Annotated in this window: 21 protein-coding genes; 12 read left to right on the top strand and 9 right to left on the bottom strand. The window is 64.8% G+C overall.

All coding sequences use genetic code 11. The features are described 5' to 3' along the window. The first annotated feature begins 79 nt into the window (after positions 1–79). Entirely contained in the window at positions 80–895 is an 816-nt protein-coding gene (locus RAD10_RS25225; RefSeq protein ID WP_038951059.1) for a response regulator transcription factor, read from the top strand. Positions 896–917: 22 nt separating this feature from the next. On the opposite strand, the gene RAD10_RS25230 is transcribed toward RAD10_RS25225, so the two are convergent. Both RAD10_RS25230 and RAD10_RS25235 read right to left on the bottom strand, forming a co-directional pair. After that, entirely contained in the window at positions 918–1,676 is a 759-nt protein-coding gene (locus tag RAD10_RS25230; RefSeq protein ID WP_461619619.1) for a transglycosylase SLT domain-containing protein, read from the bottom strand. Between the two features lie 98 nt (positions 1,677–1,774). After that, a complete protein-coding gene (locus RAD10_RS25235; RefSeq protein ID WP_461619620.1) occupies positions 1,775–2,911 on the bottom strand; it encodes an alpha/beta hydrolase family protein in 1,137 nt (378 codons plus the stop codon). 226 nt (positions 2,912–3,137) lie between these two features. Here RAD10_RS25235 and pgm point away from each other — a divergent pair, with 226 nt between their 5' ends. From pgm to RAD10_RS25255, 4 genes are all read left to right on the top strand, one after another. Continuing rightward, positions 3,138–4,784: a phosphoglucomutase (alpha-D-glucose-1,6-bisphosphate-dependent) gene (gene pgm / locus RAD10_RS25240; RefSeq protein ID WP_461619621.1), complete on the top strand. Its 1,647-nt coding sequence runs from the start codon at positions 3,138–3,140 to the stop codon at positions 4,782–4,784. A gap of 314 nt (positions 4,785–5,098) precedes the next feature. Continuing rightward, on the top strand, positions 5,099–6,148 hold the full coding sequence (locus tag RAD10_RS25245) for an aromatic ring-hydroxylating dioxygenase subunit alpha (RefSeq protein ID WP_461619622.1): 1,050 nt from the start codon (positions 5,099–5,101) through the stop codon (positions 6,146–6,148). A gap of 3 nt (positions 6,149–6,151) precedes the next feature. After that, a complete protein-coding gene (locus RAD10_RS25250) occupies positions 6,152–6,904 on the top strand; it encodes a GntR family transcriptional regulator (RefSeq protein WP_461619623.1) in 753 nt (250 codons plus the stop codon). Positions 6,905–6,914: 10 nt separating this feature from the next. Further along, complete coding sequence (locus tag RAD10_RS25255) at positions 6,915–7,895, top strand: PDR/VanB family oxidoreductase (protein ID WP_461619624.1); 981 nt, start codon at positions 6,915–6,917, stop codon at positions 7,893–7,895. A gap of 198 nt (positions 7,896–8,093) precedes the next feature. On the opposite strand, the gene RAD10_RS25260 is transcribed toward RAD10_RS25255, so the two are convergent. Together RAD10_RS25260 and RAD10_RS25265 are read right to left on the bottom strand one after the other, a co-directional pair. Next, a complete protein-coding gene (locus RAD10_RS25260) occupies positions 8,094–10,055 on the bottom strand; it encodes a putative bifunctional diguanylate cyclase/phosphodiesterase (protein ID WP_461619625.1) in 1,962 nt (653 codons plus the stop codon). A 167-nt stretch (positions 10,056–10,222) separates the two neighbouring features. Beyond that, positions 10,223–11,725, bottom strand: coding sequence for an FAD-dependent oxidoreductase (locus tag RAD10_RS25265; RefSeq protein WP_461619626.1), 1,503 nt, complete (start codon positions 11,723–11,725; stop codon positions 10,223–10,225). A gap of 50 nt (positions 11,726–11,775) precedes the next feature. Here RAD10_RS25265 and RAD10_RS25270 point away from each other — a divergent pair, with 50 nt between their 5' ends. Next, the gene (locus tag RAD10_RS25270) at positions 11,776–12,255 is read left to right on the top strand and encodes a MarR family winged helix-turn-helix transcriptional regulator (protein WP_461619627.1); all 480 of its coding nucleotides are present in this window, start codon (positions 11,776–11,778) and stop codon (positions 12,253–12,255) included. 60 nt (positions 12,256–12,315) lie between these two features. Here the strand turns inward: RAD10_RS25270 and RAD10_RS25275 are convergent, their stop codons facing one another. Further along, positions 12,316–13,416 carry an FAD-dependent monooxygenase gene (locus tag RAD10_RS25275; RefSeq protein ID WP_461619628.1) on the bottom strand — a complete coding sequence of 367 codons (1,101 nt, stop codon included), beginning with the start codon at positions 13,414–13,416 and terminating at the stop codon, positions 12,316–12,318. 91 nt (positions 13,417–13,507) lie between these two features. Here RAD10_RS25275 and RAD10_RS25280 point away from each other — a divergent pair, with 91 nt between their 5' ends. Beyond that, the gene (locus tag RAD10_RS25280; protein WP_461619629.1) at positions 13,508–14,206 is read left to right on the top strand and encodes a TetR/AcrR family transcriptional regulator; all 699 of its coding nucleotides are present in this window, start codon (positions 13,508–13,510) and stop codon (positions 14,204–14,206) included. A gap of 42 nt (positions 14,207–14,248) precedes the next feature. Here RAD10_RS25280 and RAD10_RS25285 read toward each other — a convergent pair whose 3' ends face one another. Continuing rightward, complete coding sequence (locus RAD10_RS25285; RefSeq protein WP_461619630.1) at positions 14,249–14,614, bottom strand: nuclear transport factor 2 family protein; 366 nt, start codon at positions 14,612–14,614, stop codon at positions 14,249–14,251. A 100-nt stretch (positions 14,615–14,714) separates the two neighbouring features. Between RAD10_RS25285 and RAD10_RS25290 the strand changes: the two genes are divergently transcribed. From RAD10_RS25290 to hemC, 3 genes are read left to right on the top strand one after another with little or no spacing between them, the layout of a single operon-like run. Beyond that, positions 14,715–15,305, top strand: coding sequence for a TetR/AcrR family transcriptional regulator (locus tag RAD10_RS25290; RefSeq protein ID WP_461619631.1), 591 nt, complete (start codon positions 14,715–14,717; stop codon positions 15,303–15,305). 55 nt (positions 15,306–15,360) lie between these two features. Continuing rightward, a complete protein-coding gene (locus RAD10_RS25295; protein ID WP_461619632.1) occupies positions 15,361–16,986 on the top strand; it encodes a GMC family oxidoreductase in 1,626 nt (541 codons plus the stop codon). Positions 16,987–17,011: 25 nt separating this feature from the next. Beyond that, entirely contained in the window at positions 17,012–17,992 is a 981-nt protein-coding gene (gene hemC, locus RAD10_RS25300; protein ID WP_461619633.1) for a hydroxymethylbilane synthase, read from the top strand. Between the two features lie 163 nt (positions 17,993–18,155). Here hemC and hemE read toward each other — a convergent pair whose 3' ends face one another. After that, complete coding sequence (gene hemE / locus RAD10_RS25305) at positions 18,156–19,190, bottom strand: uroporphyrinogen decarboxylase (protein ID WP_461619634.1); 1,035 nt, start codon at positions 19,188–19,190, stop codon at positions 18,156–18,158. Positions 19,191–19,296: 106 nt separating this feature from the next. Between hemE and RAD10_RS25310 the strand changes: the two genes are divergently transcribed. Then, a complete protein-coding gene (locus RAD10_RS25310; protein WP_461619635.1) occupies positions 19,297–19,512 on the top strand; it encodes a hypothetical protein in 216 nt (71 codons plus the stop codon). 173 nt (positions 19,513–19,685) lie between these two features. Beyond that, positions 19,686–21,590: a sensor domain-containing diguanylate cyclase gene (locus RAD10_RS25315; RefSeq protein WP_461619636.1), complete on the top strand. Its 1,905-nt coding sequence runs from the start codon at positions 19,686–19,688 to the stop codon at positions 21,588–21,590. A 6-nt stretch (positions 21,591–21,596) separates the two neighbouring features. Here the strand turns inward: RAD10_RS25315 and RAD10_RS25320 are convergent, their stop codons facing one another. Further along, entirely contained in the window at positions 21,597–21,815 is a 219-nt protein-coding gene (locus tag RAD10_RS25320) for a SlyX family protein (RefSeq protein WP_461619637.1), read from the bottom strand. Then, the gene (gene trhO, locus RAD10_RS25325) at positions 21,805–22,599 is read right to left on the bottom strand and encodes an oxygen-dependent tRNA uridine(34) hydroxylase TrhO (RefSeq protein ID WP_461619638.1); all 795 of its coding nucleotides are present in this window, start codon (positions 22,597–22,599) and stop codon (positions 21,805–21,807) included. The genes RAD10_RS25320 and trhO overlap by 11 nt, the downstream gene beginning before the upstream one ends. Positions 22,600–22,676: the final 77 nt, after the last annotated feature.

The raw sequence follows: 22,676 nt of genomic DNA on the forward strand, positions 1-22,676 counted from the left end.
TGTTTGCGCGACCAATATTGTTTGCGCGTCGCAACGCGCCTAATATTCCGGCAGGCAATTTCGGGGGCTCGAACAAGTCGTGAATGTCCGTTCACATGACAGCGCATTGCGCGGTGACTTGAATTTCCAGGTCGGGTCCCAGGCACACAGGACACCCAAGACCGTGGTTGATCCCGCACTGAAGGAGTTGCGTCCCGCCGGCCGCGAGCGGCTGATCGTCGTCGAGGACGATCCGGTGACGCGGACCATGCTGGTCGGCTATTTCAGCGAGAACAATTTCGACGTGGTCGGCGCCAGCTCCTGCGCTGAGTGCCGCCAGGCGTTGCGCGCCCGAACCGATCTCATCTTCCTCGACGTGCAGCTGCCCGATGGCGACGGCTTCGAGCTCGCCAAGGAGATCCAGGCGACCAGCAACGCCGGCATTATCTTCGTGACGCGCCGCGACACCGACGTCGATCGCATTCTCGGCCTCGAGATCGCCGGCGACCACTACGTCACCAAGCCGATCAATCTGCGCGATCTGCTCGCGCGCGCCCGCAGCGTGCTGCGGCGGCGCTCGCTCGATCGCAAGGCGGCGCGCAACCACAATTCGATCGCCTTCGGCGACTGGATCATCGATCTCACCCGGCGCGAATTGCTCGGCAGCGATGGCAAGCCGGTGGCGCTGACGCGCGCCGAATTCGATCTGCTCGCGGCGCTGGTCGGTGCCGACGGACGGCCGCTCAGCCGCGACTATCTGATCGAGGTCGTCAGCAACCGCCAGGCCGAGGTCGACATACGCACGGTCGATGCGCTCGTGGCGCGGCTGCGCCGCAAGCTCGTCGGCAGCGGCACGCCCGTGATCGCGACCGTCACCGGCGTCGGCTACAAGCTCGCGCTCAGCGAGCGGCTATAGGGCATAACCCGACGCATCATCGTCAGCGCGATGCGACGCGCTTCCATCGCGCTGCGATGCGGGCTTTGATGAGGCCGACCCGGGCCTCGTGCGCGGCCCAATAGGCGCGACTGGCGGCTGCGGTGCCTTGGCGATAGCGGGCATAGACGGCTTTGGGCTGCGCCGCCATCTTCGGGCGGCTCGCCGGTTTTGCCGGAGCTGCCGCAGGTGCTGCGGAAGTGGGCCGGGGCGCCGGATCCGGAGCGGCCGCAACCTCGGTCTCAAGAGCCTTCGAATTCATGGCGGCAAGACGGTTGCGGGCCCGATTGCAATAGACCTGCGACCGCGCGGTCATATCTTCTTCGGCATGGCCTGCCCGATACTTCATCAGTGCGCGGCACATGTCTCCGCCAGCCAGCCGCCACGCCTGGCTGAGATAAAGCACCCCATAATGGATGTTGATGTCGGGTTCGGCGAGTTCCGCCTCGCTGCCCTTGAAGCCCAGCATCGCGGCCGTCTCGGGCCGCACCTGCATCAGGCCGATCTCGCCGACGCTGCCGACGACGGCCGAATTGTAGCCGCTTTCGACGAAGACGACCGCTTCGGCGATATCGGCCGGTAAATTGGTGTTTGCGGTTTCTCGCTCGATGATCTTCCGGAGCATGGCCCGGGATGACGGCGTTTCGCCGGCGCCGAGCTCCGTCCTGCCGGTGGAGATCGCCGACGTCGCGTGCGGCCCGTCCAGATCGCCGTCTCCAGCCTGTGCGCAGACCGGGGCCGACAACAGCAGGACGACCGCCACGTGTCTCCACGTCGCGCCGAGATTGAAGCATGCCCGATTCCACAGCATCGGTTCGTCATAGAGCTCCGGAGTTAACAAACCGGCCTCCGCTGCGGCGGCTAGGGCGCGCGGGCGCTCTGATCGGTGGACGTCGCTTGCGCAGGTTCAGCCAGCCGGTCGTCGATCGCATAGAGCGTGCAGGTGGGCGACCATTTCATGCAGGCCGCCAGCGAGTCGCGCCGGGCGTCGTCGGCCGTGATGTGCCCCGAGCGCCAGCCGTAGCCGCCGTTCGGCGACACCGCGAAGGCCTTGTGCGGCAGCATGCTGGCGAGGTAGCGCGCGAACTCGGTCCGTGCGGCCTCATTGAGCTGGCGCGGCGGCGGCAGCGGGTCGGGCGGGCTCAGGATGTCGCGGCTGACGAGGGCGCGCTCGCGCAGGAAGGCGTCGACGTAGGGCGTCCATTGCGCACGGCTCGCCACCGCATAGAGGTAATGGCCGTCGTCACCGAACGGCGGCGCCGCGATGAATTTTGCATTGCCGCCACTGGCGCGAAATCCGTCATGGAGGCGGCGCGCGAGGTCGGGGCCGAAGTAGGAATCGTTGGTCGCATAGACCCACAGCATCGGTACGCGCGAGGATTTGCCGAAGGCGGCGAAGGCCTGCACCAGCCCATCGGGATTGCAGACGTCGTCGTCGTCGCGCGAGCCGCGGCCGCCCGCGAAGTTGATCGCGGCGACGAGACCGGCCGGCGCCTGCGCGGTCAGCGCGACGGTGGCGAGCCCGCCGGCGGAATGGCCGGCCGCGATCATGCCTGTTGTTGTGACGTCGGTCCGGCGCGCCATCGCGTCGATCGCAGCACGCAAGTCGGCAACCGCGACCGCGGCCGCAGGCAGGTAAGCGGCTTTCGCGCAGCCGCCGACGCTATCGACGCGTCCGCCGGGCGAGGTGCCGTAGCCGCGCCGCATCACGATCAGCGCGGCAAAGCCGCGCCGAGCGTATTCGAGCGCGATGCCGTAATATTTATGCGCGGACATCGTCGCGCGGTCGTCGAAGCTGCGCGGCGAGCCGTGGCTGAGCAGCGCCAGCGGATAGCGCTTCGTCCCGGCCGGGCGGACCAGGAAAGCCTCCAGCCCCTGTGGCCCGGTCTCCGCCATGGGGATGCGGAGATCCTCGGTGTAGAACTCCGCAGCACGCGCCGGCGCACCGGCCACGACGAGGCCGGCGATCAGCAGAAGCAGCTTGTGCAGGAGAGCCATGGGGCGATTCGAAGGGGCCACTTTGGTTGGAGCATAGCACGATCCCGTAGCCCGCATGAGCGAAGCGACATCCGGGGCAGATGGTCCCGCATATCGCTTCGCTCATGCGGGCTACGGTAGCCTCCAGGGAACGCCTTCCCCACCGCGGGTGTTGTGCCCTTGGCGGGGGCCCGGCCGATGCTATGGTGTCGCGCTATCTCTGTACGACAGGACGAGGATATTTTCAGTGGCTGATGTTCATCCCGGGGCGGGCAAGCAGGCTTCGCCGGACGCGCTCACCAATATTCCGCGGCTGGTGACGGCCTATTTCGCCGGCAAGCCCGATGTCACGGATCCCGCGCAGCGCGTGGCGTTCGGCACCTCCGGCCATCGCGGCACCTCGTTCAAGAACACCTTTAACGAAGGCCATATCCTCGCGACCACGCAGGCGATCTGCGACTACAGGCGGGAAAAGGGGCTGACCGGACCGCTGTTCATCGGCATCGACACCCACGCGCTGGCCGAGCCGGCACTGGTCAGCGCCGTCGAGGTGTTCGCCGCCAACGGTGTCGACATCATGATCGACAAGGACGGCGGCTACACGCCGACGCCGGTCATCTCGCACGCGATCCTCACCTACAACAAGGGTCGCACATCGGGACTCGCCGACGGCGTCGTCATCACGCCCTCGCACAATCCGCCGGAGGATGGCGGCTACAAATACAATCCGCCGCATGGCGGTCCGGCCGACACGGATGTCACGGGGGTGGTCGAGAAGCGTGCCAACGCCTATCTCGCCGACGGCCTCAAGGGCGTGAAGCGCATCGACTATGCCAAGGCGCTGAAGTCTTCGAACGTCCATGCCACCGATTTCGTTACGCCCTACGTCGCCGATCTCGGCAATGTCGTCGATCTCGACCTCGTCAAATCCGCCGGCATCAAGATCGGCATCGATCCGCTCGGCGGCGCCGCCGTGCACTACTGGCATCCGATCATCGAGCGCTACGGCCTGAAGGCCACCGTGGTGAACGAGGCGATCGACCCGACCTTCCGTTTCATGACGGTGGACTGGGACGGCAAGATCCGCATGGACTGCTCCTCGCCCTACGCGATGGCGAGCCTGATCGCGATGCGCGACCGCTTCGACGTCGCCTTTGCCAACGATACCGATGCCGATCGCCACGGCATCGTCACGCGCTCCGGCGGCCTGATGAATCCGAACCATTATCTGGCGACCGCGATCTCCTATCTGTTCGCGCATCGTCCGAACTGGGGCAGGGATGCTGCGATCGGCAAGACCGTGGTGTCGAGCTCGATCATCGATCGCGTCGCCAAGAAGCTCGGGCGCAAGCTGGTCGAGACGCCGGTCGGCTTCAAATGGTTCGTCGACGGACTCCTCACGGGCGGCTTCGGCTTCGGCGGCGAGGAGAGTGCGGGCGCCTCGTTCCTGCGCCGTGACGGCACGGTGTGGACGACCGACAAGGACGGCGTCATCCTCGGCCTTCTCGCAGCGGAGATCATGGCCAAGACCGGCCGCGATCCCAGTCAGCTCTTCAATGATCTCACCGCCGAGTTCGGCGTGCCGCATTACGCGCGCATCGACGTCGCCGCGACCGGGCCGCAGAAGAATATTTTGAAGTCCGTCACGCCCGAGCAGCTCGGCCTGAAGGACCTCGCCGGCGACCCCGTCCGCTCAACGCTGAGCAAGGCGCCCGGCAACGGCCAGCCGTTTGGCGGCATCAAGGTCGAGACCGACTACGGCTGGTTCGCCGCGCGGCCGTCAGGGACCGAGGATGTCTACAAGATCTACGCCGAGAGTTTCCGCAGCACCGAGCACCTGACGCGGATTCAGGAAGAGGCCAAGGCGGGCCTGGCGAAGGTGTTCGCGGCTTAAGGGTCCGAACGCTTACGGCTCTCGCTGCTGCCCGCAGGGATACCTGCCGCTCCGAGGGGGCCGCTCGCCGCATCCACCGCCGTCATCACCCGCGAAAGCGGGTGATCCAGTACGCCGCGGCTCCAGTTGTGTGAGCCTCATGCCCGCTGCGGAGTACTGGATTCCCCGCGCTTTCATGGGGAATGACCCGTCACCTTGTATGTATACATCCAAACACATAAAGGTATTTTAATACGGCAAAATTGCCGCTTGAACCATTCTTCATCCCCGCTATTGTATACATAACGTATTCATAAGCCGTGGGAGTGAGACCAATGACAAAGCCCTTCCCCATGAACGCCTGGTATGCCGCGGCCTGGGACGCGGACGTGAAAGCTGCGCTGCTGCCGCGGACGATCTGCGGCAAGCATGTCGTGATGTACCGGAAGGCCGACGGTTCGGTCACTGCGCTGGAGGATGCCTGCTGGCACCGTCTGGTGCCGCTGTCCAAGGGCCGGCTCGAAGGCGACACCGTCGTTTGCGGCTACCACGGCCTCAAATACAATGCGCAGGGACGCTGCACCTTCATGCCCTCGCAGGAGACCATCAACCCCTCGGCCTGCGTCCGCGCCTATCCCGTGGTCGAGCGCCACCGCTACATCTGGCTCTGGATGGGCGATCCCGCGCTGGCCGATCCCGCGCTCGTCCCCGACATGCACTGGAATCACGATCCGGCCTGGGCCGGCGACGGCAAGACCATCCACGTCAATTGCGACTACCGGCTCGTGCTCGACAATCTCATGGACCTCACCCACGAGACCTTTGTGCACGGCTCCTCCATCGGCAACGAGGCGGTGGCGGAGGCGCCGTTCGACGTCACTCATGGCGAGAAGACTGTCACGGTGACGCGCTGGATGCGGAACATCGAGCCGCCGCCGTTCTGGGCCAAGCAGCTCGGCAAGACCGGTCCCGTCGATCGCTGGCAGATCATCCGCTTCGAGGCCCCGTGCACCATCGCGATCGACGTTGGCGTGGCGCCCACCGGCGCCGGCGCGCCGGAAGGGGACCGCTCGCAGGGCGTCAACGGCTTCGTGCTCAACACCATCACGCCGGAGACCGAGAAGACCTGCCATTATTTCTGGGCCTTCGTGCGCAACTATCAGCTCGGCGAGCAGCGCATCACCAGCGAGATCCGCGAGGGCGTTTCCGGCATCTTCCATGAGGACGAGCTGATCCTGGAAGCGCAGCAGCGCGCGATGGACGAGAACCCCGATCGCATCTTCTACAACCTCAATATCGACGCCGGCGCGATGTGGACGCGCAAGCTGATCGACCGGATGGTGGCCAAGGAAAACGGGCCGCAACATCTTCAGGCGGCGGAGTAGATCATGGCCGAACGTGAGGTCGACCGCTCCGTCTCGCAGACCGTGAAGGCGCAGCTCGCGCTGCGCGACCAGATCCTGTCCGGCTCCTTACGCCCGGGCGAGCGCATCTCCGAGCTCCAGGCGGTGGAGACCACCGGTGCCTCGCGCACCCCGGTGCGCATGGCGCTGGTGCGGCTGGAGGAGGAGGGCCTGCTGGAGGCGATCCCGTCCGGCGGCTTCATGGTGAAGGCGTTTTCGGAGCGCGACATCTCCGATTCCATCGAGCTGCGCGGTACGCTCGAAGGGCTCGCCGCGCGCTTCGCCGCCGAGCGCGGTGTTTCCGCGCGCGAGCTCGAGCCGCTCAAGGAGTGCCTTGCCGCGATCGACGAATTGCTGCGCCAGGTGCCGATCTCGATCGAAGCCTTCTCGTCCTATGTCACGCTGAACGCGCGCTTCCACGCCCTGCTCACGGAATTGTCGCGCAGCCCACCCTTGATCCGCCAGATCGACCGCGCCTCGGCGCTGCCGTTCGCATCCCCGAGCGGCTTCGTGATGGCGCAATCGGCGCTTCCCGAGGCGCAGCAGATCCTGATCATCGGCCAGGAGCACCACCGTGTCGTGATCGACGCCATCGAGAACCGCGAAGGCGCGCGCGCCGAAGCCATCATGCGCGAGCACGCGCGGCTGGCGGTGCGCAATCTGCGGCTCGCGCTGCGCAACCGCACCCATCTCGACCTCTTGCCGGCGCTCGCGCTGATCAAGACCGCAACCGATTGAGGGCAGTCCCATGCGCTTCATCGAAACCTGGATTCCGGCAACGCTCGTTTCGACGCGCGATCTCGCCCCCGGCATCCGCGAATTCCTGATCCGGCCGGATCAGTTCGACGCCGCCGCCTATCCGGTCGGCAGCCACATCAATATCAGCGTGACCATCGACGGTCTGCCGGAGACGCGGTCCTATTCGCTGGTCGGCGAAGCCACCTCGGCTGGCTTCAAGATCGCGGTACGCCGTGCTGATGATTCCCGCGGCGGCTCGCGCTACATGTGGCAGCTCGCGCCGGGCGCGCGGCTCGACATCACCCAGCCCGCTTCGCTGCTCGCGGTCGACTGGGCGCGCGAACATTATTGCCTGATCGCCGGCGGCATCGGCATCACGCCGATCCTCGGTGCCGCGCAGGCGCTGGCGCGGCGCGGCGCGGATGTCACGCTGCATTATGCGGTGCGCTCGCGCGCTGAGGCCGCTTATCTCGACGATCTCGCCGCGATGCTCGGAGATCGCCTGGTCGTTCATGCCAGCGATGAAGGCAGACGGCTCGACCTCTGTGCGGTGTTCGCGTCATTGCCGCAAGGCGCGCTGTCGCTGTTCTGCGGCCCGATGCGGATGCTGGATGCCGCGCGCCACGCCTGGATCGGCGCGGGCCATCCGCTGCCCGATCTCCGCTACGAGACCTTCGGCTCCAGCGGCACGCTGCCCACCGAGACGTTTCGCGTGCGGCTGAAGGGCTCCGACGTCGAGCTCGAAATCCCGCGCGAGCGCTCGATGCTGGACGTGCTCAATGCCAGCGGTCACGACGTGATGTACGACTGCAAGCGCGGCGAATGCGGCCTCTGCGCCATCGACGTGGTCGAGGTCGACGGCGAGATCGACCACCGCGACGTCTTCTTCAGCGATCACCAGAAGCAAAGCAACCAGAAGATCTGCGCCTGCGTCTCGCGGGCACGGGGCACCATCACGGTGGATACCTTACTGCGCGCGGATGCGGTTTGAGGGAATGGCTTAGGGAAGTCGGGCGGCAGGCTCCCCAACCTCTCCCGCTTGCGGGGGAGGTCGGCGCGAAGCGCCGGGTGGGGGCTTTCTCCTCTAGGGGAGTGTCCCGTTGCGGAGACACCCTCTCCCCAACCCTCCCCCGCAAGCGGGGGAGGGGGCTCACCTCCCTCATTGCCTGCACTCAGGATCTACCGCAAACTACGCCGCAAACGTCGCCCGAAGCTTCTTCGTATCCAGCAGCGCCAGCACGCCATCCACCGACACCGGCCGGCTGATCAGATAGCCCTGCACCTCGTCGCAACCGATCTGCCTGAGATAGTCGAGCTGGTCGGCGGTCTCGACGCCTTCGGCGACGACGGCGATGCGCAGGTCGCGCGCGAGCGAGATCACCGATTTGACGATGGCGGCACAGTCCGGCTGCACCAGCATGTCGCGGATAAAGGACTGGTCGATCTTGATGCGGCTGAACGGCAGCTTGCGCAAATAGGTGAGGGAGGAGAAGCCCGTCCCGAAATCGTCGAGCGCCACGGTGACGCCGAGCTGCAGCAGCGCGTTCAGAACCGGCTCGGCCGAGCCGTATTTCGACAGCAGCATCGATTCCGTGATCTCGATCTCGAGCCGGTGGGGCGCGATCTTCGCCGCCGCGAGCGCCTGCACGATGATCTGGAGGATGCCGGCGTTGTGAAATTGCGCGGCCGAGAAGTTCACGGCGACCCTGATGTCGTCCGGCCACTCGGCCACGGTCGCGCAGGCGCGGCGGACGACCCATTCGCCGATCTCGTGGATCAGCCCGGTCTCTTCCGCAATCGGAATGAATTCGCTCGGCGGCACCAGTCCGCGCTCAGGATGTTGCCAGCGCAGCAGTGCCTCGAAACCGGTGATCCGGCTTTCGTCGAGATCGAGGAACGGCTGGAACACGAGGAACAGCTCGTTTCGCGCGATCGCGCCCTCGAGGTCGGATTGCAGCGCCTTGCGATCGCGAGACACCCTGTCGTCGCTGGCCTCGAAGAAGCGGATCGTGCCGGGGCCGGCCTTCTTGGCGCGGTAGAGCGCGGCATCGGCATTCTTCATGACGTCGAGCGGCGTGGTGCCGTCGCGCGGCGCCAGCACGATGCCGACGCTGGTCGCGCCCACGATCTGGCGGCCTTCGATGCGGAACGGTTCAGTGAAGGCCGCGACGAAACGTTCGGCGATTTCGAGTGCATCCTCGGGACGCGCCAGATTGGCCATCACCAGCGCGAACTCGTCGCCGCCGATGCGCGCGACGTGCTCGGCGGCGCGCGTGCAGCGTCGCAGGCGGCTTGCGACCTGGACCAGGAATTCGTCGCCGGCGGGATGGCCGAACTTGTCGTTGACCTCCTTGAAGCGATCGAGATCGAGCAGGAGCACCGCAAACTCCTCGCCGGACAATGCCAGTCGCTTGAGCGCGGCCTCGAGCGTCTCGTTGAAGGCGACGCGGTTGGGCAGGTGGGTCAGAGGATCCAGCCGCACCGTCCGCTCCGCCTCGATCTGCCGCATCACGCGCCGGGCGAACGAGAACGAATTGACGAACACGCCGCGCAGCAGCACGCTGCCGTAGACCACGACGAGGAAGGCGATCAGCAGAAAGGCCAGATCGCCGTTCCTGCCGAGGCAGATCGCGATCCCGACGAAGATCGGGGCCGTGAAGGCGATGGCCGCGATCGGGATGGTGGCGAAGGCGAGCGCGCCGCCCGCCAGCATGCCCGAGCACAGGCAGGTGATGACGAGCTGGCCGCCGGTCGAAGCGTCGGCGAAGAAGGCGACCGGGACGATGCCCCAGGCGGCGCCGAGGCCGAAGGCGTTGCGTACCAGCCTGTGCATGGCGCGGCGCGAGACGAATTGCGGCTTGGTGATGCGGCGCGCCGCGCGGGATTGCAGTCCGAATGCGATCGCGGCACTGGCGACGGCGGCGGCCCAGATCAGGGCGGATATCCTGTCCGGCGATTGCCACAATGCGATGGCGAGCACGATGGCGTTGCAGGCATTGGCGAGCATGATGCCGACCGAATAGCCGAGCACCAGCGACATCTGTTCGGCGCGGATATGGCCGGCCACGGCTTCGTCGGTTGCGGGACCGCCAAAGGCCGATAAATCGCCCGCGAACAGCCGCGCGACATAGCTGGTCGTTTGAGTCCGCATTTCAGAGCCTAGCAGCACGGGCCGTTGGTCGGCTCCGTCAGGGAGAATTCGCCGCAAACCTTTGACGAACTATGAATTATCCCTGACTGCGGCGTTCGCCGCGACCACTTCTGCGTGTTCGTGACGTGATATCGATAACAAATCGATACAAATGCGGACTTCGACACTTACGGAGGCGGCTGGAGGCCCTGTTCGGCCAGGAAATGCGTGAGCCCACCGATCTGCCGCGAGCCCACGAAGGCGCTAATGTAACCGTCAGGACGCACCAGCACCCAATCCCCGGGCGACACGGCGTATGCGTCGCGAAAGTGCTCGCTGTCGTCGACGAGTTCGGCATCGGGGCCGATACAGTGGATGTGCAGTCCAGTGTACGCCGATACGGTCTCACGTTTCACCTGATAGCCAAGCAGCGTCCAATGAGGCCCCTTGAGCAACCCGAACAAGCGTACGGGTTGTCCGGCGGCTCCGCGCAGCGGCGCATCCGGAGCACGAGCTCCCGCGGATGGGCCTGCCATGCGCGCTGGTGTTTCCAGTGCCAAGGGCGATCCCGGATAGCCGATGTCGAGTTGCTGCACCTCGCGGCCGCGCCTGATGTCGCCGCGCTTGGCCGCTTCCAGCAAGTCGGTGGAAAGGCCGAGCACATTTGCAGCGACGGGGCGTCGTTCTCCCTCGTAACTGTCGAGCAGAGTTGCGGACGCGCCGCCGATAACGGCCGCCAGCTTCCAGCCCAGATTGTAGGCATCCTGCACGCTGGTATTGAGACCTTGTCCACCCGTCGGAGGATGGATGTGAGCCGCGTCGCCGATCAGAAATGCACGGCGATCCCGGTAACGATCGGCGAGTCTCGCATTCATCTGATAGGCCGACGCCCAAAGCACGGATTGGATGCGGATATCGTTGCGTCCCGTGCGCTCGGCAAGCATGGCCGAAAGCCCTTCGGCGGACAGATCGACCTCGCCTTCGAGCGGGACGGGTGCCTGCAACTGAAACAGCTCCGTTCCGGCCAATGGACACAGCGAAATCTGGCGGTCCATCGCGCCATCGTGGAAGCGGTGCCACGCCAGGCGGTCCAGGCCCGTCAGCAAGACGTCGGCCACCACGGCTCGTACGCCGAGCGTCTTGCCTTGAAAACCAATACCGAGTGCGTGACGCACGAAGCTGCGGCCGCCGTCGGCACCGACGAGGTAACGCACGCGCACCGTCTCTTCGCCGTCCCGGCCTGAAAGGCGCGCAGTCACACCGTCCTCATCCTGTTCCAGGCCGACCAATTCGCAGCCAAATTCCACCCGCCCGCCGAGTTCGAGCAGCCGTTCGAGCATCACGCCCTCGGTCAGGAATTGCGGGATCATCAGCGCCATGTTGTAGGGCTCGGCCGGGGTGGGGGCTGCGTGCTCTGCAATCTCCGACTCGATGAAGCTGCCATCATCGCGGTATTTGCGCTGCGGCGGGTAGAGACCTCCGGCGGCAACGATGCGGTCGATGATGCCGAGATCCTCGAAGATCTCCAGGGTTCGAGGCTGGATTCCCTTGCCGCGAGACCCATGGAACGGACTGGCTTGCTTCTCGATCAGCCGAAACGACACGCCTCGCCGCGCGAGGTCGATGGCGAGTGTAAGGCCGGCCGCACCTGCTCCGCAGATCAGAACGTCCGCCGTGAATTGCTTTGTCATGGCACCCTCAATATGTGTAATATGCACACATTAGGCAGAGGATCATCGGGATGTCAAGAAGAGTGCAAAATACACATATTAAAAAGCAGGTGCGCTCGCTTCACGAGGCGTTGATCGACATCATCAGTGTCATGAACCGCCGGCAGGGCGACGACATGATGATCCGCGAGGCGGGCATCTCGCTGGATCGTGCGCTGTTTCCGCTGCTCGTCGGCATCGAGCGGCGCGGCCCGATCGGGGTCGTCGACCTCGCCGATCGCATGGGGCGGGACTACACGACGGTCAGCCGGCAGGTCGCGAAACTGGAAAGTCTGGGTCTGGTCAAGCGCCACGCCAGCGAAGCGGATCGCCGCGTCAGTGAAGCCACCATCACGCCCAGCGGCAAGGCCATGACGGAGGCGGTCGACAGGGCACGCGAACGGATTGTCGGGGGGATGTTTGCGAGCTGGGACGATCAGGATGTCGAGGGTCTGGTGCGCTTGATGCGCAAGCTCGCCGACGCGATGATGGCGCCAGACGACCCGAACTGATCTCGACGAACAGGTGCAGGTGCTGATCAGGCGCCTGCAAATTCAGTGCGCTGAAGCAGTTCAGACATCTCCGGGTCCCGGGTTCAGCACGTTCAAATTGCTCACGGCAGCGGCCTGTACCAGTTCGATGTAGGGGCGAAAGCTCCCCTCGTAATGCCGAAATGCCAGTCTGAAGTCCCCATTGCTTGTCTGAAATGCATCCGCCAAAGCAGTTGCGCCGATGATCGCAAGTGACCCGCCCATGCCCGCGGCCGGAGAGGCGCAGTAGGCCGCATCGCCTATGAGCGCCACTCTGCCTTTCGTCCATGACGGCATTTTTATCTGACAAATCTTGTCGAAGTAGAATGACGTCGAATTCGCGACTTTCTCCAGGAGCTCCGGGACCTTCCAGCCTTGTCCGGCGAATTGGTCTGAAATGATCTTTCGCTGCTGCGCTTCGTTTCGATAGTCGTAGGAAATCTCGTTCTCGGAGGCGAAGCAAAGAACGATATCCGTCTTGTTGTTGCATGCGTTCAACATCACGAACTTGCCGCGTTCGTTGAACACCTGCGTCGTGTTCTCCCTGATCAGCAGTTCGTCGACGATCGTGATCGAAAAATACTGGCCGAGGAAATGCGCGTACAGGGCTTCGTCTCCGAACCGCAATTTCCGGACGCGTGAATGGATGCCGTCGCATCCGAATATCAGGGCGAACGATCGCTCCGTCCCGTCCTCGAATGTGATCCTGACATCGTTTTCCGTTTCGACCAGTTCGTGGATACTGTTTCCGAAAACGAAGTCCACGTCGTCCTTCACGACGCCCCACATGAAATCCAGAAGCGTGTCGCGCTCGATCTCCCAATCGATTTGGGACTGGATGCTCTCCGGCGACATCTCCAGCACTCCCGCTGCAACGTCGTCGGTACTCCTGCGCTCGGGCGCCTCCATCTTGAGTCGGGCTGCCTCGACCCGTTCGATCAGGCCCATGCGGCTCAGGATACTCCCGACCTCATCGCCGACGTTCACCGGAGTTCCGCCCTTCTTGAGGCCTTTCGAGGCTTCGACGACCGTTACCGCGTAGCCGAGTTGGTTCATCCAGTAGGCCGTGGTCAGTCCTGCGAAGCTCGCCCCCGAAATGAGCACGTTTTTTCGCGGATGAAGGTCATCCTGTTGATTTTCCATGCATTTCATCCAATTATGTATGCGTAATATTTATGGACTAACCATAAATATGTACTGAGTATACAAATCTGCGTTTCTGGAGATTTTGTCAATGCCCCCCGATAGACGGGTCCGTAAGCGCCTCGCCACGCGACAGGGCATCTCTGACGCAGCAACCCGCCTCTTTATCGAGCGCGGCTTTGACAACGTGACGGTGGATGAGATTGCGGAGGCCGCCGATGTCGGCCGCATGACGGTCTTCAATCATTTCCCGCGCAAGGAAGACATGTTCTTCGATCGGGACGAGGAGGGCCGCGAAGCGCTTCGCAATGCGCTTCGGCTTCGCGATGCAGGTGTCGGCCCTATCGAGGCGCTGCGCCTGCTCGCGCACCGGGCCGCTTCGGAGGAGCCGCGCTACGTGCAATTCTCGCCCGAGACTCAGCGCTTTGTGGAAACGGTCGAGAAAAGCCCCACCCTCATTGCGCGGGCCAGAGCGATCCGTGACGAATTCGCGCAAGTCGTGACGGTGGCGCTCGCCGAAAGCGTTGGGCAAGACGTAACCGATCCCGATGCTCAATTGGCGGCCAACCTGCTAATGGCAACATGGACCGTGGCCTTCATTCGGGCACACCGCACCTATCGTGACTCCCGTGATCCCGCGAAGGCGAAATCGCTCTTTCTTGCGCTGGTCGAGCGGGGAAGTCGCGGCATCGAGGCCGCCATGGGAGGAACGCCCTACGCCTCGGCACCGATTCAACAGGCGGCTACGCTGAAGCGCGTTGAACGAAGGCGAGAAAAGAACTCACGCTAGGGAGTGCATTCATACTTCTGCGTTCGGGAAAGCTCGGGTCGATCACCGCCCGAGCTGCTTGGGGTCATAATAGAACCGCTCCTCGACCAGCTTGTCGCCGCGCCAGGTTTGCCACGCGATCTCGTCCAGCGTTCGTGAGACACCCTCTGCGTTGGTGAAGCTGAACGTCCAGCGCGTCGCCACATGGTCGCCGTCGATCAGGCTCGGTCCGATGCGGACGGCCCTGACCTCTTTCGAGGCCGCCAACACGGCACGCTCCTTGGCGACGAGCTTGTCACGGCCGATCGTCGGGGCGCCGTTGTTCTCATAGGTCGCGGCGTCGGGCGTGCAGAACTGCTCGATCGCGCCGATGAAATCCCCGGCCTCCAACCGCTGCGCAAAAGCTTCGACGACGTCACGGCTCGGCATGGCAAACCTCGCGATTAAAACCGACTGATAGTCGGTAAATACCGACCGGTAGTCGAAAAGTCAACTGGCCGCATCTGGCGAATTCGACTAGACGAGAGCCATGGCGAAACAGGCGGAGCGGCGGGCGGCGACATCGGAGGCTATCCTGACGGCGGCGCGCCGCCTGTTCGGGACGCAAGGCTTTGCCGCCACCACCATGGACGAGATCGCGGAAGCAGCCCACGTCGCCAAGGGCGCGGTCTATCATCACTTCAAGACCAAGGAGGCGGTGTTCGAAGCCGTGTTCGACCAGGTCTCGCGCGACCTCGTCGTCGAGATCGACGGCACGGCTCGCGCCGAGAAGGACGTGCTCGCAGCGATGGTCGTCGGCACGCAGCATTACTTCGCGGCGACCGCCAAGGGCCCGACCGGCCAGATCATCCTGCGCGACGGCCCGGCCGTGCTCGGCTGGGAGCGCTGGCGCGAGATCGACGCGCAGCATTTCGGCGGCAAGCTGCCGCGGGCGCTTTCGGTGGCGATGGAGGCTGGCCTCATCGCAAAGCAGCCGGTCGAGCCGTTGGCGCGGCTGCTGCTCGGCGCGGTGACGGAGGCCGCGGTCGCCTGCGCCGGACGCGCTGACATCGCAAGGGCGGGCGCGGAATATGCCCGTGCGTTCAAGTCGCTGGTCGAGGCGCTGCGCCTGCGGGAATGATTGTGCTAAGCCACGCAGACGGAAACGCCCCAACCAACAAGAAGACTGACAAGACATGACCATAAACTCCTCCCTCGCGCCGTCCGATCCCGAATTTGATTACATCATCGTCGGAGCCGGCTCGGCCGGCTGTGTGCTCGCCAACAGACTCTCCGCAAACGGCAAGCACAGCGTCCTGCTGCTCGAGGCCGGCCCGAAGGATTCCAACATCTGGATTCACGTGCCGCTCGGTTACGGCAAATTGTTCAAGGAGAAGAGCGTCAACTGGATGTACCAGACCGAGCCGAAGCCCGAGCTGAAGGGACGCCAGGTGTTTCAGCCGCGCGGCAAGACCCTGGGCGGATCGAGCTCGATCAACGGCCTGCTCTATGTCCGCGGCCAGCACGAGGATTACGACCGCTGGCGCCAGCTCGGCAACACCGGCTGGGGCTATGACGACGTGCTGCCCTATTTCAAGAAGGCCGAGAACCAGTCGCGCGGGGCCGACCAGTATCACGGCAGCGGCGGCCCGCTGCCGGTGTCCAACATGGTCGTGACCGATCCGCTGTCAAAGGCCTTCATCGACGCCGCGGTCGAGACCGGTCTGCCCTACAATCCTGATTTCAACGGCGCCACGCAGGAAGGCGTCGGCCTGTTCCAGACCACGACGCGCAACGGCCGCCGTGCTTCGACCTCGGTGGCCTATCTCGGCCCGGCAAGGACCCGCGGCAATCTCAAGGTCGAAACTGGCGCGCTCGGCCAGCGCGTGTTGTTCGAGGGCCGCCGCGCCGTCGGCGTCGAATATCGGCAAGGCGCAGCTGTGCGCCGGGCCCGCGCGCGAAGAGAGATCGTGCTGTCGAGCGGCGCCTACAACTCGCCGCAGCTGCTGCAGCTCTCCGGCGTCGGCCCCGGCGACCTCCTGCGCAAGCATGGCATCGATGTCGTGCTGGATGCGCCGGGCGTCGGTCACGACCTCCAGGATCACATGCAGGTCCGTATCGTCATGCGCTGCTCGCAGAAGATCACGCTGAACGACACCGTCAATCATCCGCTCCGCCGCACCATGGCCGGCGCGCGATATGCGCTGTTCCGCAAGGGGTGGCTGACGATTGCGGCGGGCACGGCGGGTGCGTTCTTCAAGACCAGCCCGCGGCTGGCCTCGCCCGACATCCAGGTGCACTTCCTGCCGTTCTCGACCGACAAGATGGGCGAGAGGCTGCACGATTTCTCCGGCTTCACCGCCTCTGTGTGCCAGCTCCGTCCCGAAAGCCGCGGGACCTTGCGCATCCGAAGCGCCGATCCGACGGCGCCGCCGGAGATCCGCATCAACTACATGTCGACCGAGACCGACCGCACCACCAACGTCGAAGGTCTGAAGATCCTGCGCAAGATCTTGAATGCGCCGGCGCTGAAGCCATTCGTGGTCAATGAGTACGATCCCGGGGCGAAGGTATCCACGGACGCCGAGCTGCTGGAATATTGCCGCGAGCGCGGCAGCACCATCTACCATCCGACCTCGACCTGTCGTATGGGCAATGATGCGCTCGCGGTCGTCGACCAGCGGCTGAAGGTGAGGGGGCTCGAGGGCCTTCGCGTCGTCGACGGCTCGGTCATGCCGGACCTCGTCTCGGGGAACACCAACGCGCCGATCATCATGATCGCCGAAAAGGCCTCCGACATGATATTGGAGGATGCGCGGTAATTTCGCGTCTTGAGAGGGTTTGGACTTGGCTACTCGATTTCGGATCGGCACCCGCAAGAGCGCGATGGCGCTGGCACAGACGGAAGAGATCGCGCGCCGCCTGACCGCCGCCGTGCCCGGTCTCGACGTCGAAATCGTCAAGTTCGACACCACGGGCGATACCGACCAGACCAGCAAGTTGCTGCCCCATGGCGGCAAGGGCGGCGCCTTCGTCGCGCAGATCCGGGCCGCCGTGCTCTCGGGCGAATTGCATGCGGCGATGCACTCGTTGAAGGACATGCCCGGTAACGAGGACACGCCGGGCCTCGTGATCGGCGCCACGCTGTCGCGCGATCCGCCCGGTGATGCGCTGGTGCTGCGCGACGGCGTCACAGTGCAGGCGCTCCGCCAGTCCAACGGCAAGGGTTTCAAGATCGGCACCAACGCGGTGCGCCGGGCGGCCTATGCAAGGCGGCTGTTTCCCGACGTCGAGATCATCCACTTCCGTGGCGCCGCCGACACGCGCGTGCGAAAGCTCGACAATGGCGAGAAGCAGCGCCTGCCGGACGGCGGCACGGTGGGGCCCGCCGATGCGCTGATCATGGCGCGTTCGGGCCTCGACCGCGTTGGGCTCGCCGGCCGCATCGCGTACGAATTCACCGCGGCTGAGATGTTGCCGGCGGCGGGCCAGGGCATCGTCGCGGTCGAATGCGCGGCGCAGGACTGGCAGACGCGGCAGATCCTGTCGTCGATCGACGATCCCGCCGCGCATGCCTCTGCGGACGCCGAGCGCGAGGTGTTGTGGGTGCTGAACGGCCACTGCAATTCGCCGGTGGCGGGCTTCTCGACCATCGCGGGCGATCAGATGTCGCTGACCGCATCCGTGCTCGACCTCTCCGGCAACACCATCATCGAGGCCTCGCGCGCAGGCCCCGCCAATCGCCCGCGCGAGCTCGGCCGTGCCGTGGGTCTGGATCTGCTGACGAAGGGCGCCGCCGAGATCATCGAGCTCAGCCGGCCGCGCTAGGCGGCCGCGATCACGAGATCATGCAGGCGTGCGCCTGTTTTGCCCGACGTGTCGAGCGCGCCTCTGAGCCGCGCGTGGCCGGCCTAGTTTTTTCAATGACTTGTCTACTGTGCATGGGGTTGTTTTCGCGTTTTTTGTTTCCGCCCCGTTGGGGGCGGGCGAATTAGCCCCGCACGCGCTTGATCATCTGCTCGACATGGGCGATCGGCGTTTCCGGCTGGATGCCGTGCCCGAGATTGAAGATCAGCCGCCCTTGGGCAAAATTGGCCAGCGTGTTGTCGACCGCGCGGTCGAGCGCCGCGCCGCCCGTGATCAACACCAGCGGATCGAGATTGCCCTGCACGGCGACCTTGCTTTGCACCCGTTCGCGAATGAAGCCCGGCTCCGCGGTCCAGTCGATGCTGACCGCGTTGACGCCGGTCGCCTCGACATAGCCAGGCAATTGCGCACCGGCGCCGCGGGGGAAGCCGATGATCTTCGCATCCGGCACCTTGGCCCGCACGCCCTCCGCGATGCGCCGCGTCGGCTCGACCGACCAGCGCGCGAACTCGGCCGGCGGCAGCACGCCGGCCCAGGTATCGAAGATCTGCAAGGCATTGGCGCCGGCTTCGAGCTGCAACAGCAGATATTGAATCGAGTTCTCGACCAGCACGTCGATGATTTCAGCGAACGCCTCCGGGTGCCGGTAGGCCATCATCCGCGCCGGCGCCTGATCCGGCGTGCCCTGGCCCGCGACCATGTAGGTCGCCACCGTCCACGGCGCGCCGCAGAAGCCGATCAGCGCGGTCTTTGGATCGAGCGCGCCGCGGACGAGCTTGAGCGCCTCGAACACCGGCTCGAGCTTGCCGAAGTCGGCGCGCGCGGCGAGCGTTGCGACCTTCGCCGGATCATCCAGCGGATCCAGCCGCGGGCCCTCGCCGACCTCGAACCGCACCGAGCGCCCGAGCGCATGGGGGATCACCAGGATGTCGGAGAAGATGATCGCCGCATCGAAGCCGAACCTGCGGATCGGTTGCAGCGTCACCTCGGCCGCAAGCTCCGGGTTGAAGCACAGATCGAGGAAGCCGCCGGCCTTGGCGCGGACCTCGCGATATTCCGGCAGATAGCGGCCGGCCTGCCGCATCATCCACATGGGCGGGATGCTCTGGCGCTGGCCGGAGAGCACGTCGATGAAAGGTTTCGTCGCAGATTGGGGCACGAATGGTCCTGAGCAAGGTTATGGCCTCTGATACACCGCTCCGGCCCTCAGCGGAACAGGGGAACCAGCGCAATCGGGCCGCGTTGACCAGCCGATGGAGGACATCATGGCTGAGACATTCAATCCCGCGCCGCATGACAAGCACGCCGACGATCTGCGTGAAGCGCTCGTCGCCGACCGGCAATCCAAGCTCGACGCCGGGCTCAGGGACAGCTTCCCAGCATCTGATCCCGTAAGCGCCACCCAGCCGACGCCCTCGAAGGCCGATGCGGAAGCCGACAGTCCCTCGCTGTGGGAGAAGGTTAAGGCCATCTTCAGCTAGCGGAAGGCGACGCCGGGATTCCGATCGGCTTGCTAATACCTTGTTAGCGATGTGCTGATCGCGGCGTCCGTAGGACTACTGGAAACCGGGTAGATGGCTGCGTATTCCAGTAGTGATTTCAGAGTTCAATAATAGAAGCGGCAGAGTTTCCGACGATCGGAGAATTCTGCCGCATGAGCCTTGCGACCCAAAGAGCCGGATGGAGCCGTCTGCCGCTGCGCGCGGCGGCGTTCGTCGTGCTGACCTGCGTGACCATCCTCGGCGTCAGCGGCTGGCGCGAATGGGCTGCGCGCGATGCGGTGCTCAGGGGTGCCGAGACCGAGATGGCGAACGTCGCCCGTTCGCTGACCCAGCACGCCGAGGACAGCCTCGATCTGCTGGACTCCGGCGTCGTCGGCGTCGTCAGCCGGCTCGAGATGGACGGCACTGCACCGGCCACGATCGCCAAACTGCGCACTCTGCTGGAAGTGCGCAAGAAGGCCATCGAGCGCGTTCACAGCCTCGCCATCATCGACGACCAGGGCAACTGGCTGACCTCGCCCGGCACAATCGGCTCAACGCTCAGCGACGATGCGTTTTTCCGCTATCATCAGCTCTCCCCGAAACGAGAGCCCTATGTCGGCCGTCCCGTAAAGAGCCTCCTGGACGGCGAATGGGTCGTCACCCTGTCGCGCCGCTTCAACAAGCCCGACGGCAGCTTCGGCGGGGTGGTGCTCGCGACCATCAGCTCAAAATATCTTTCGCATTTCTACGAGCAGTTCGAGATCGGCCGCAACAGCTCGGTGTCGCTCACGCATGGCGATGGCCTGATCATCGCGCGCAACCCCAGCAACGAGACATTCGTCGGACGCAGCGTTTCCGACAAGCCGTTATTCCGCGACGCCAGCCTGCAACGGCCGAGTGGGGCCTACTATTTCAAGTCTCCCCTGGACGGCGCCGAGCGCGTCAGCTTCTTCAAGCGCAGCAGCCGTTTCCCGCTCCTTTTGCTTGCCACAGTCGACAAGGACGAGTTGCTCGCGCCCTGGCGCGCCGCGGCAATCTCCCGCATGCTCTACGTCGTCGCGCTGGTGATGCTGATTGCGATCATCGGCGCCGTGCTGGTGCGGCAGTTGCAGCGGGGCCAGCGCATGGCCGCGGCCCTGGTCGAGAAAGAGGCTCACTTCCGCCTGCTCGCCGAAGGCTCCAGCGACATGGTGACCCGCATCGGGCTCGACGAGCGGCTGCGCTATGTCTCGCCCTCGTCCGCGCGCGTCGTCGGCTGGCGCGCCAATCAATTGATCGGCACGCCGGCGCTGGCGGGCATCAATCCGGAGGATCTGCCGGAGGTCCAGGCGATCGTCGACGCCATGAAGCGTGGCGAGCGGGAGGAGGCGCGTCTCACCTACCGCAACTCGCACCGGCAGAACGGCGAAGTCTGGCTGGAATCGACCATGCGGGTGACGCGCAAGGACAATGGCCGCGTCGACGGCGTGGTCGCGATCTCCCGCGACATTACCGAGCACAAGAAGCTGGAAACCAGGCTCGAGACGCTTGCGATCGAGGACAGCCTCACCGGCCTTGCCAATCGCCGACGCTTCGACGAGCGGCTGAAAGAGGAATGGGCGCGCGCCTATCGCGACCGCTCGAGCCTTGCTTTGCTGATGATCGATGTGGATCACTTCAAGGCCTATAACGACGAATACGGCCATCCGGCGGGCGATGCCTGCCTGCGTCTGGTCGCAAAGATCATCGCGGCCGAGACGCAACGCGCCGGCGATCTGGCGGCGCGCTATGGCGGCGAGGAATTCGCCATGCTGCTGCCCAACACCGATGCCACCGGCTGCGCCCTTTTCGGCCAACGGATCCGCAGCGCCATCCACGAGGCCGGCCTCGTTCATGCCACCAATCTGGAATCCGGATGCGTCACCGCCTCGGTCGGCGGTGCGACCTGTCGGCCGGCGCTGGAGCGCACGGCGGGCGTGGCCTCGCTGGTTGAGGCTGCCGACCGGGCGCTCTACGCCGCCAAGGATGCAGGCCGCGACCGCCTGGTGATGTCCGGCGAGCTCATGAATTTGATGCCCAAGGCCTCCGGCCAGTAAGACGGCTCAATAATGCGGCGGAGGTTCGTTGGTAGGCCCCGGCGCATTGGCCTCGGCTTCCTGCAGCCGCTCGCCGAGCTCTGCGATCTTGCGCGTCAGCAGATCGATCTGCTTCCACTGCGCAGTGATGGTCTGGTTCAACGTCTCGATCGTGTCGTCCTGGTAGGCGAGGCGCGTTTCCAGCGTGTCGATGCGCTCGCCCAGCGTCTTGATCTCATTCGTCACGCGTCGCACCCTTGTCCCGTTCGCGCAAACCGGATTCTTGCAAGCCAGATTCTTGCAGACCATGGCCGAGCGCGACGCGCTCGTCGAACACGAAGCATTCGCCGCGCCAGCGGCTCTGCGCCTCCGGCACCTCTTCCAGGTATTTGAGAATACCGCCCTTGAGGTGATAGACCTCGGCAAAGCCGCGCGCGAGCAGATGCGCGCTAGCCTTTTCGCAGCGGATGCCGCCGGTGCAGAACATCGCGATCCTGCGGTGCTTTGCCGGATCAAGCTCGACGGCGGCAAAATCCTTGAACTGGCCAAAGCTCCTGATGCCGGGATCGACGGCGCCTTCGAACGTTCCCATCGCCACCTCGAAGGCGTTGCGGGTGTCGAGCAGCAGCGTGTCGGGCGCGGAGATCAGCGCGTTCCATTCGCTCGCATCGACATAGGTGCCGACCTGGCGGGTCGGATCGGCAGCCGTATCGCCAAGCGTGACGATCTCCTTCTTCAGCCGCACCTTGAGCCGCCCGAACGGCATCGCTTCGGCGGCCGAGAACTTCAATTCGAGATTGTTCAGCCTGCCGCCGAACATGTCGCCGTGAGCGAGCTCGTGGGCAAGAGCGTCGATTGCCCCCGGCGCACCGGCGAGCGTGCCGTTGATGCCCTCATGCGCCAGCAGCACGCTGCCCTTCAGCTTAAGGCCGGCGCAGAACGCGCGCAGCGGCTCGCGCAGCTCGCGGTAATCCGGGAGTGCGGCGAATTGGTAGAAGGCGGCGACCTTGATCGAATCCGGATCAGACATGGCGGCTCGTTTAGCAGGCGCAGGCGGCCCGGAAAACCCGCATGGCCGCCGGCCTCGAAAGGTCTATTCGCTCAGCG

It is taken from the genome of Bradyrhizobium sp. 23AC, assembly GCF_054863025.1.

Coding starts and splice junctions, on each gene's coding strand:
- RAD10_RS25235 (WP_461619620.1), bottom strand. CDS start 2,911: ATGGCTCTCCTGCACAAGCTGCTTCTGCTGATCGCCGGCCTCGTCGTG.
- RAD10_RS25245 (WP_461619622.1), top strand. CDS start 5,099: ATGACAAAGCCCTTCCCCATGAACGCCTGGTATGCCGCGGCCTGGGAC.
- RAD10_RS25250 (WP_461619623.1), top strand. CDS start 6,152: ATGGCCGAACGTGAGGTCGACCGCTCCGTCTCGCAGACCGTGAAGGCG.
- RAD10_RS25255 (WP_461619624.1), top strand. CDS start 6,915: ATGCGCTTCATCGAAACCTGGATTCCGGCAACGCTCGTTTCGACGCGC.
- RAD10_RS25260 (WP_461619625.1), bottom strand. CDS start 10,055: ATGCGGACTCAAACGACCAGCTATGTCGCGCGGCTGTTCGCGGGCGAT.
- RAD10_RS25265 (WP_461619626.1), bottom strand. CDS start 11,725: ATGACAAAGCAATTCACGGCGGACGTTCTGATCTGCGGAGCAGGTGCG.
- RAD10_RS25270 (WP_461619627.1), top strand. CDS start 11,776: ATGTCAAGAAGAGTGCAAAATACACATATTAAAAAGCAGGTGCGCTCG.
- RAD10_RS25275 (WP_461619628.1), bottom strand. CDS start 13,416: ATGGAAAATCAACAGGATGACCTTCATCCGCGAAAAAACGTGCTCATT.
- RAD10_RS25280 (WP_461619629.1), top strand. CDS start 13,508: ATGCCCCCCGATAGACGGGTCCGTAAGCGCCTCGCCACGCGACAGGGC.
- RAD10_RS25285 (WP_461619630.1), bottom strand. CDS start 14,614: ATGCCGAGCCGTGACGTCGTCGAAGCTTTTGCGCAGCGGTTGGAGGCC.
- RAD10_RS25290 (WP_461619631.1), top strand. CDS start 14,715: ATGGCGAAACAGGCGGAGCGGCGGGCGGCGACATCGGAGGCTATCCTG.
- RAD10_RS25295 (WP_461619632.1), top strand. CDS start 15,361: ATGACCATAAACTCCTCCCTCGCGCCGTCCGATCCCGAATTTGATTAC.
- RAD10_RS25310 (WP_461619635.1), top strand. CDS start 19,297: ATGGCTGAGACATTCAATCCCGCGCCGCATGACAAGCACGCCGACGAT.
- RAD10_RS25315 (WP_461619636.1), top strand. CDS start 19,686: ATGAGCCTTGCGACCCAAAGAGCCGGATGGAGCCGTCTGCCGCTGCGC.
- trhO (WP_461619638.1), bottom strand. CDS start 22,599: ATGTCTGATCCGGATTCGATCAAGGTCGCCGCCTTCTACCAATTCGCC.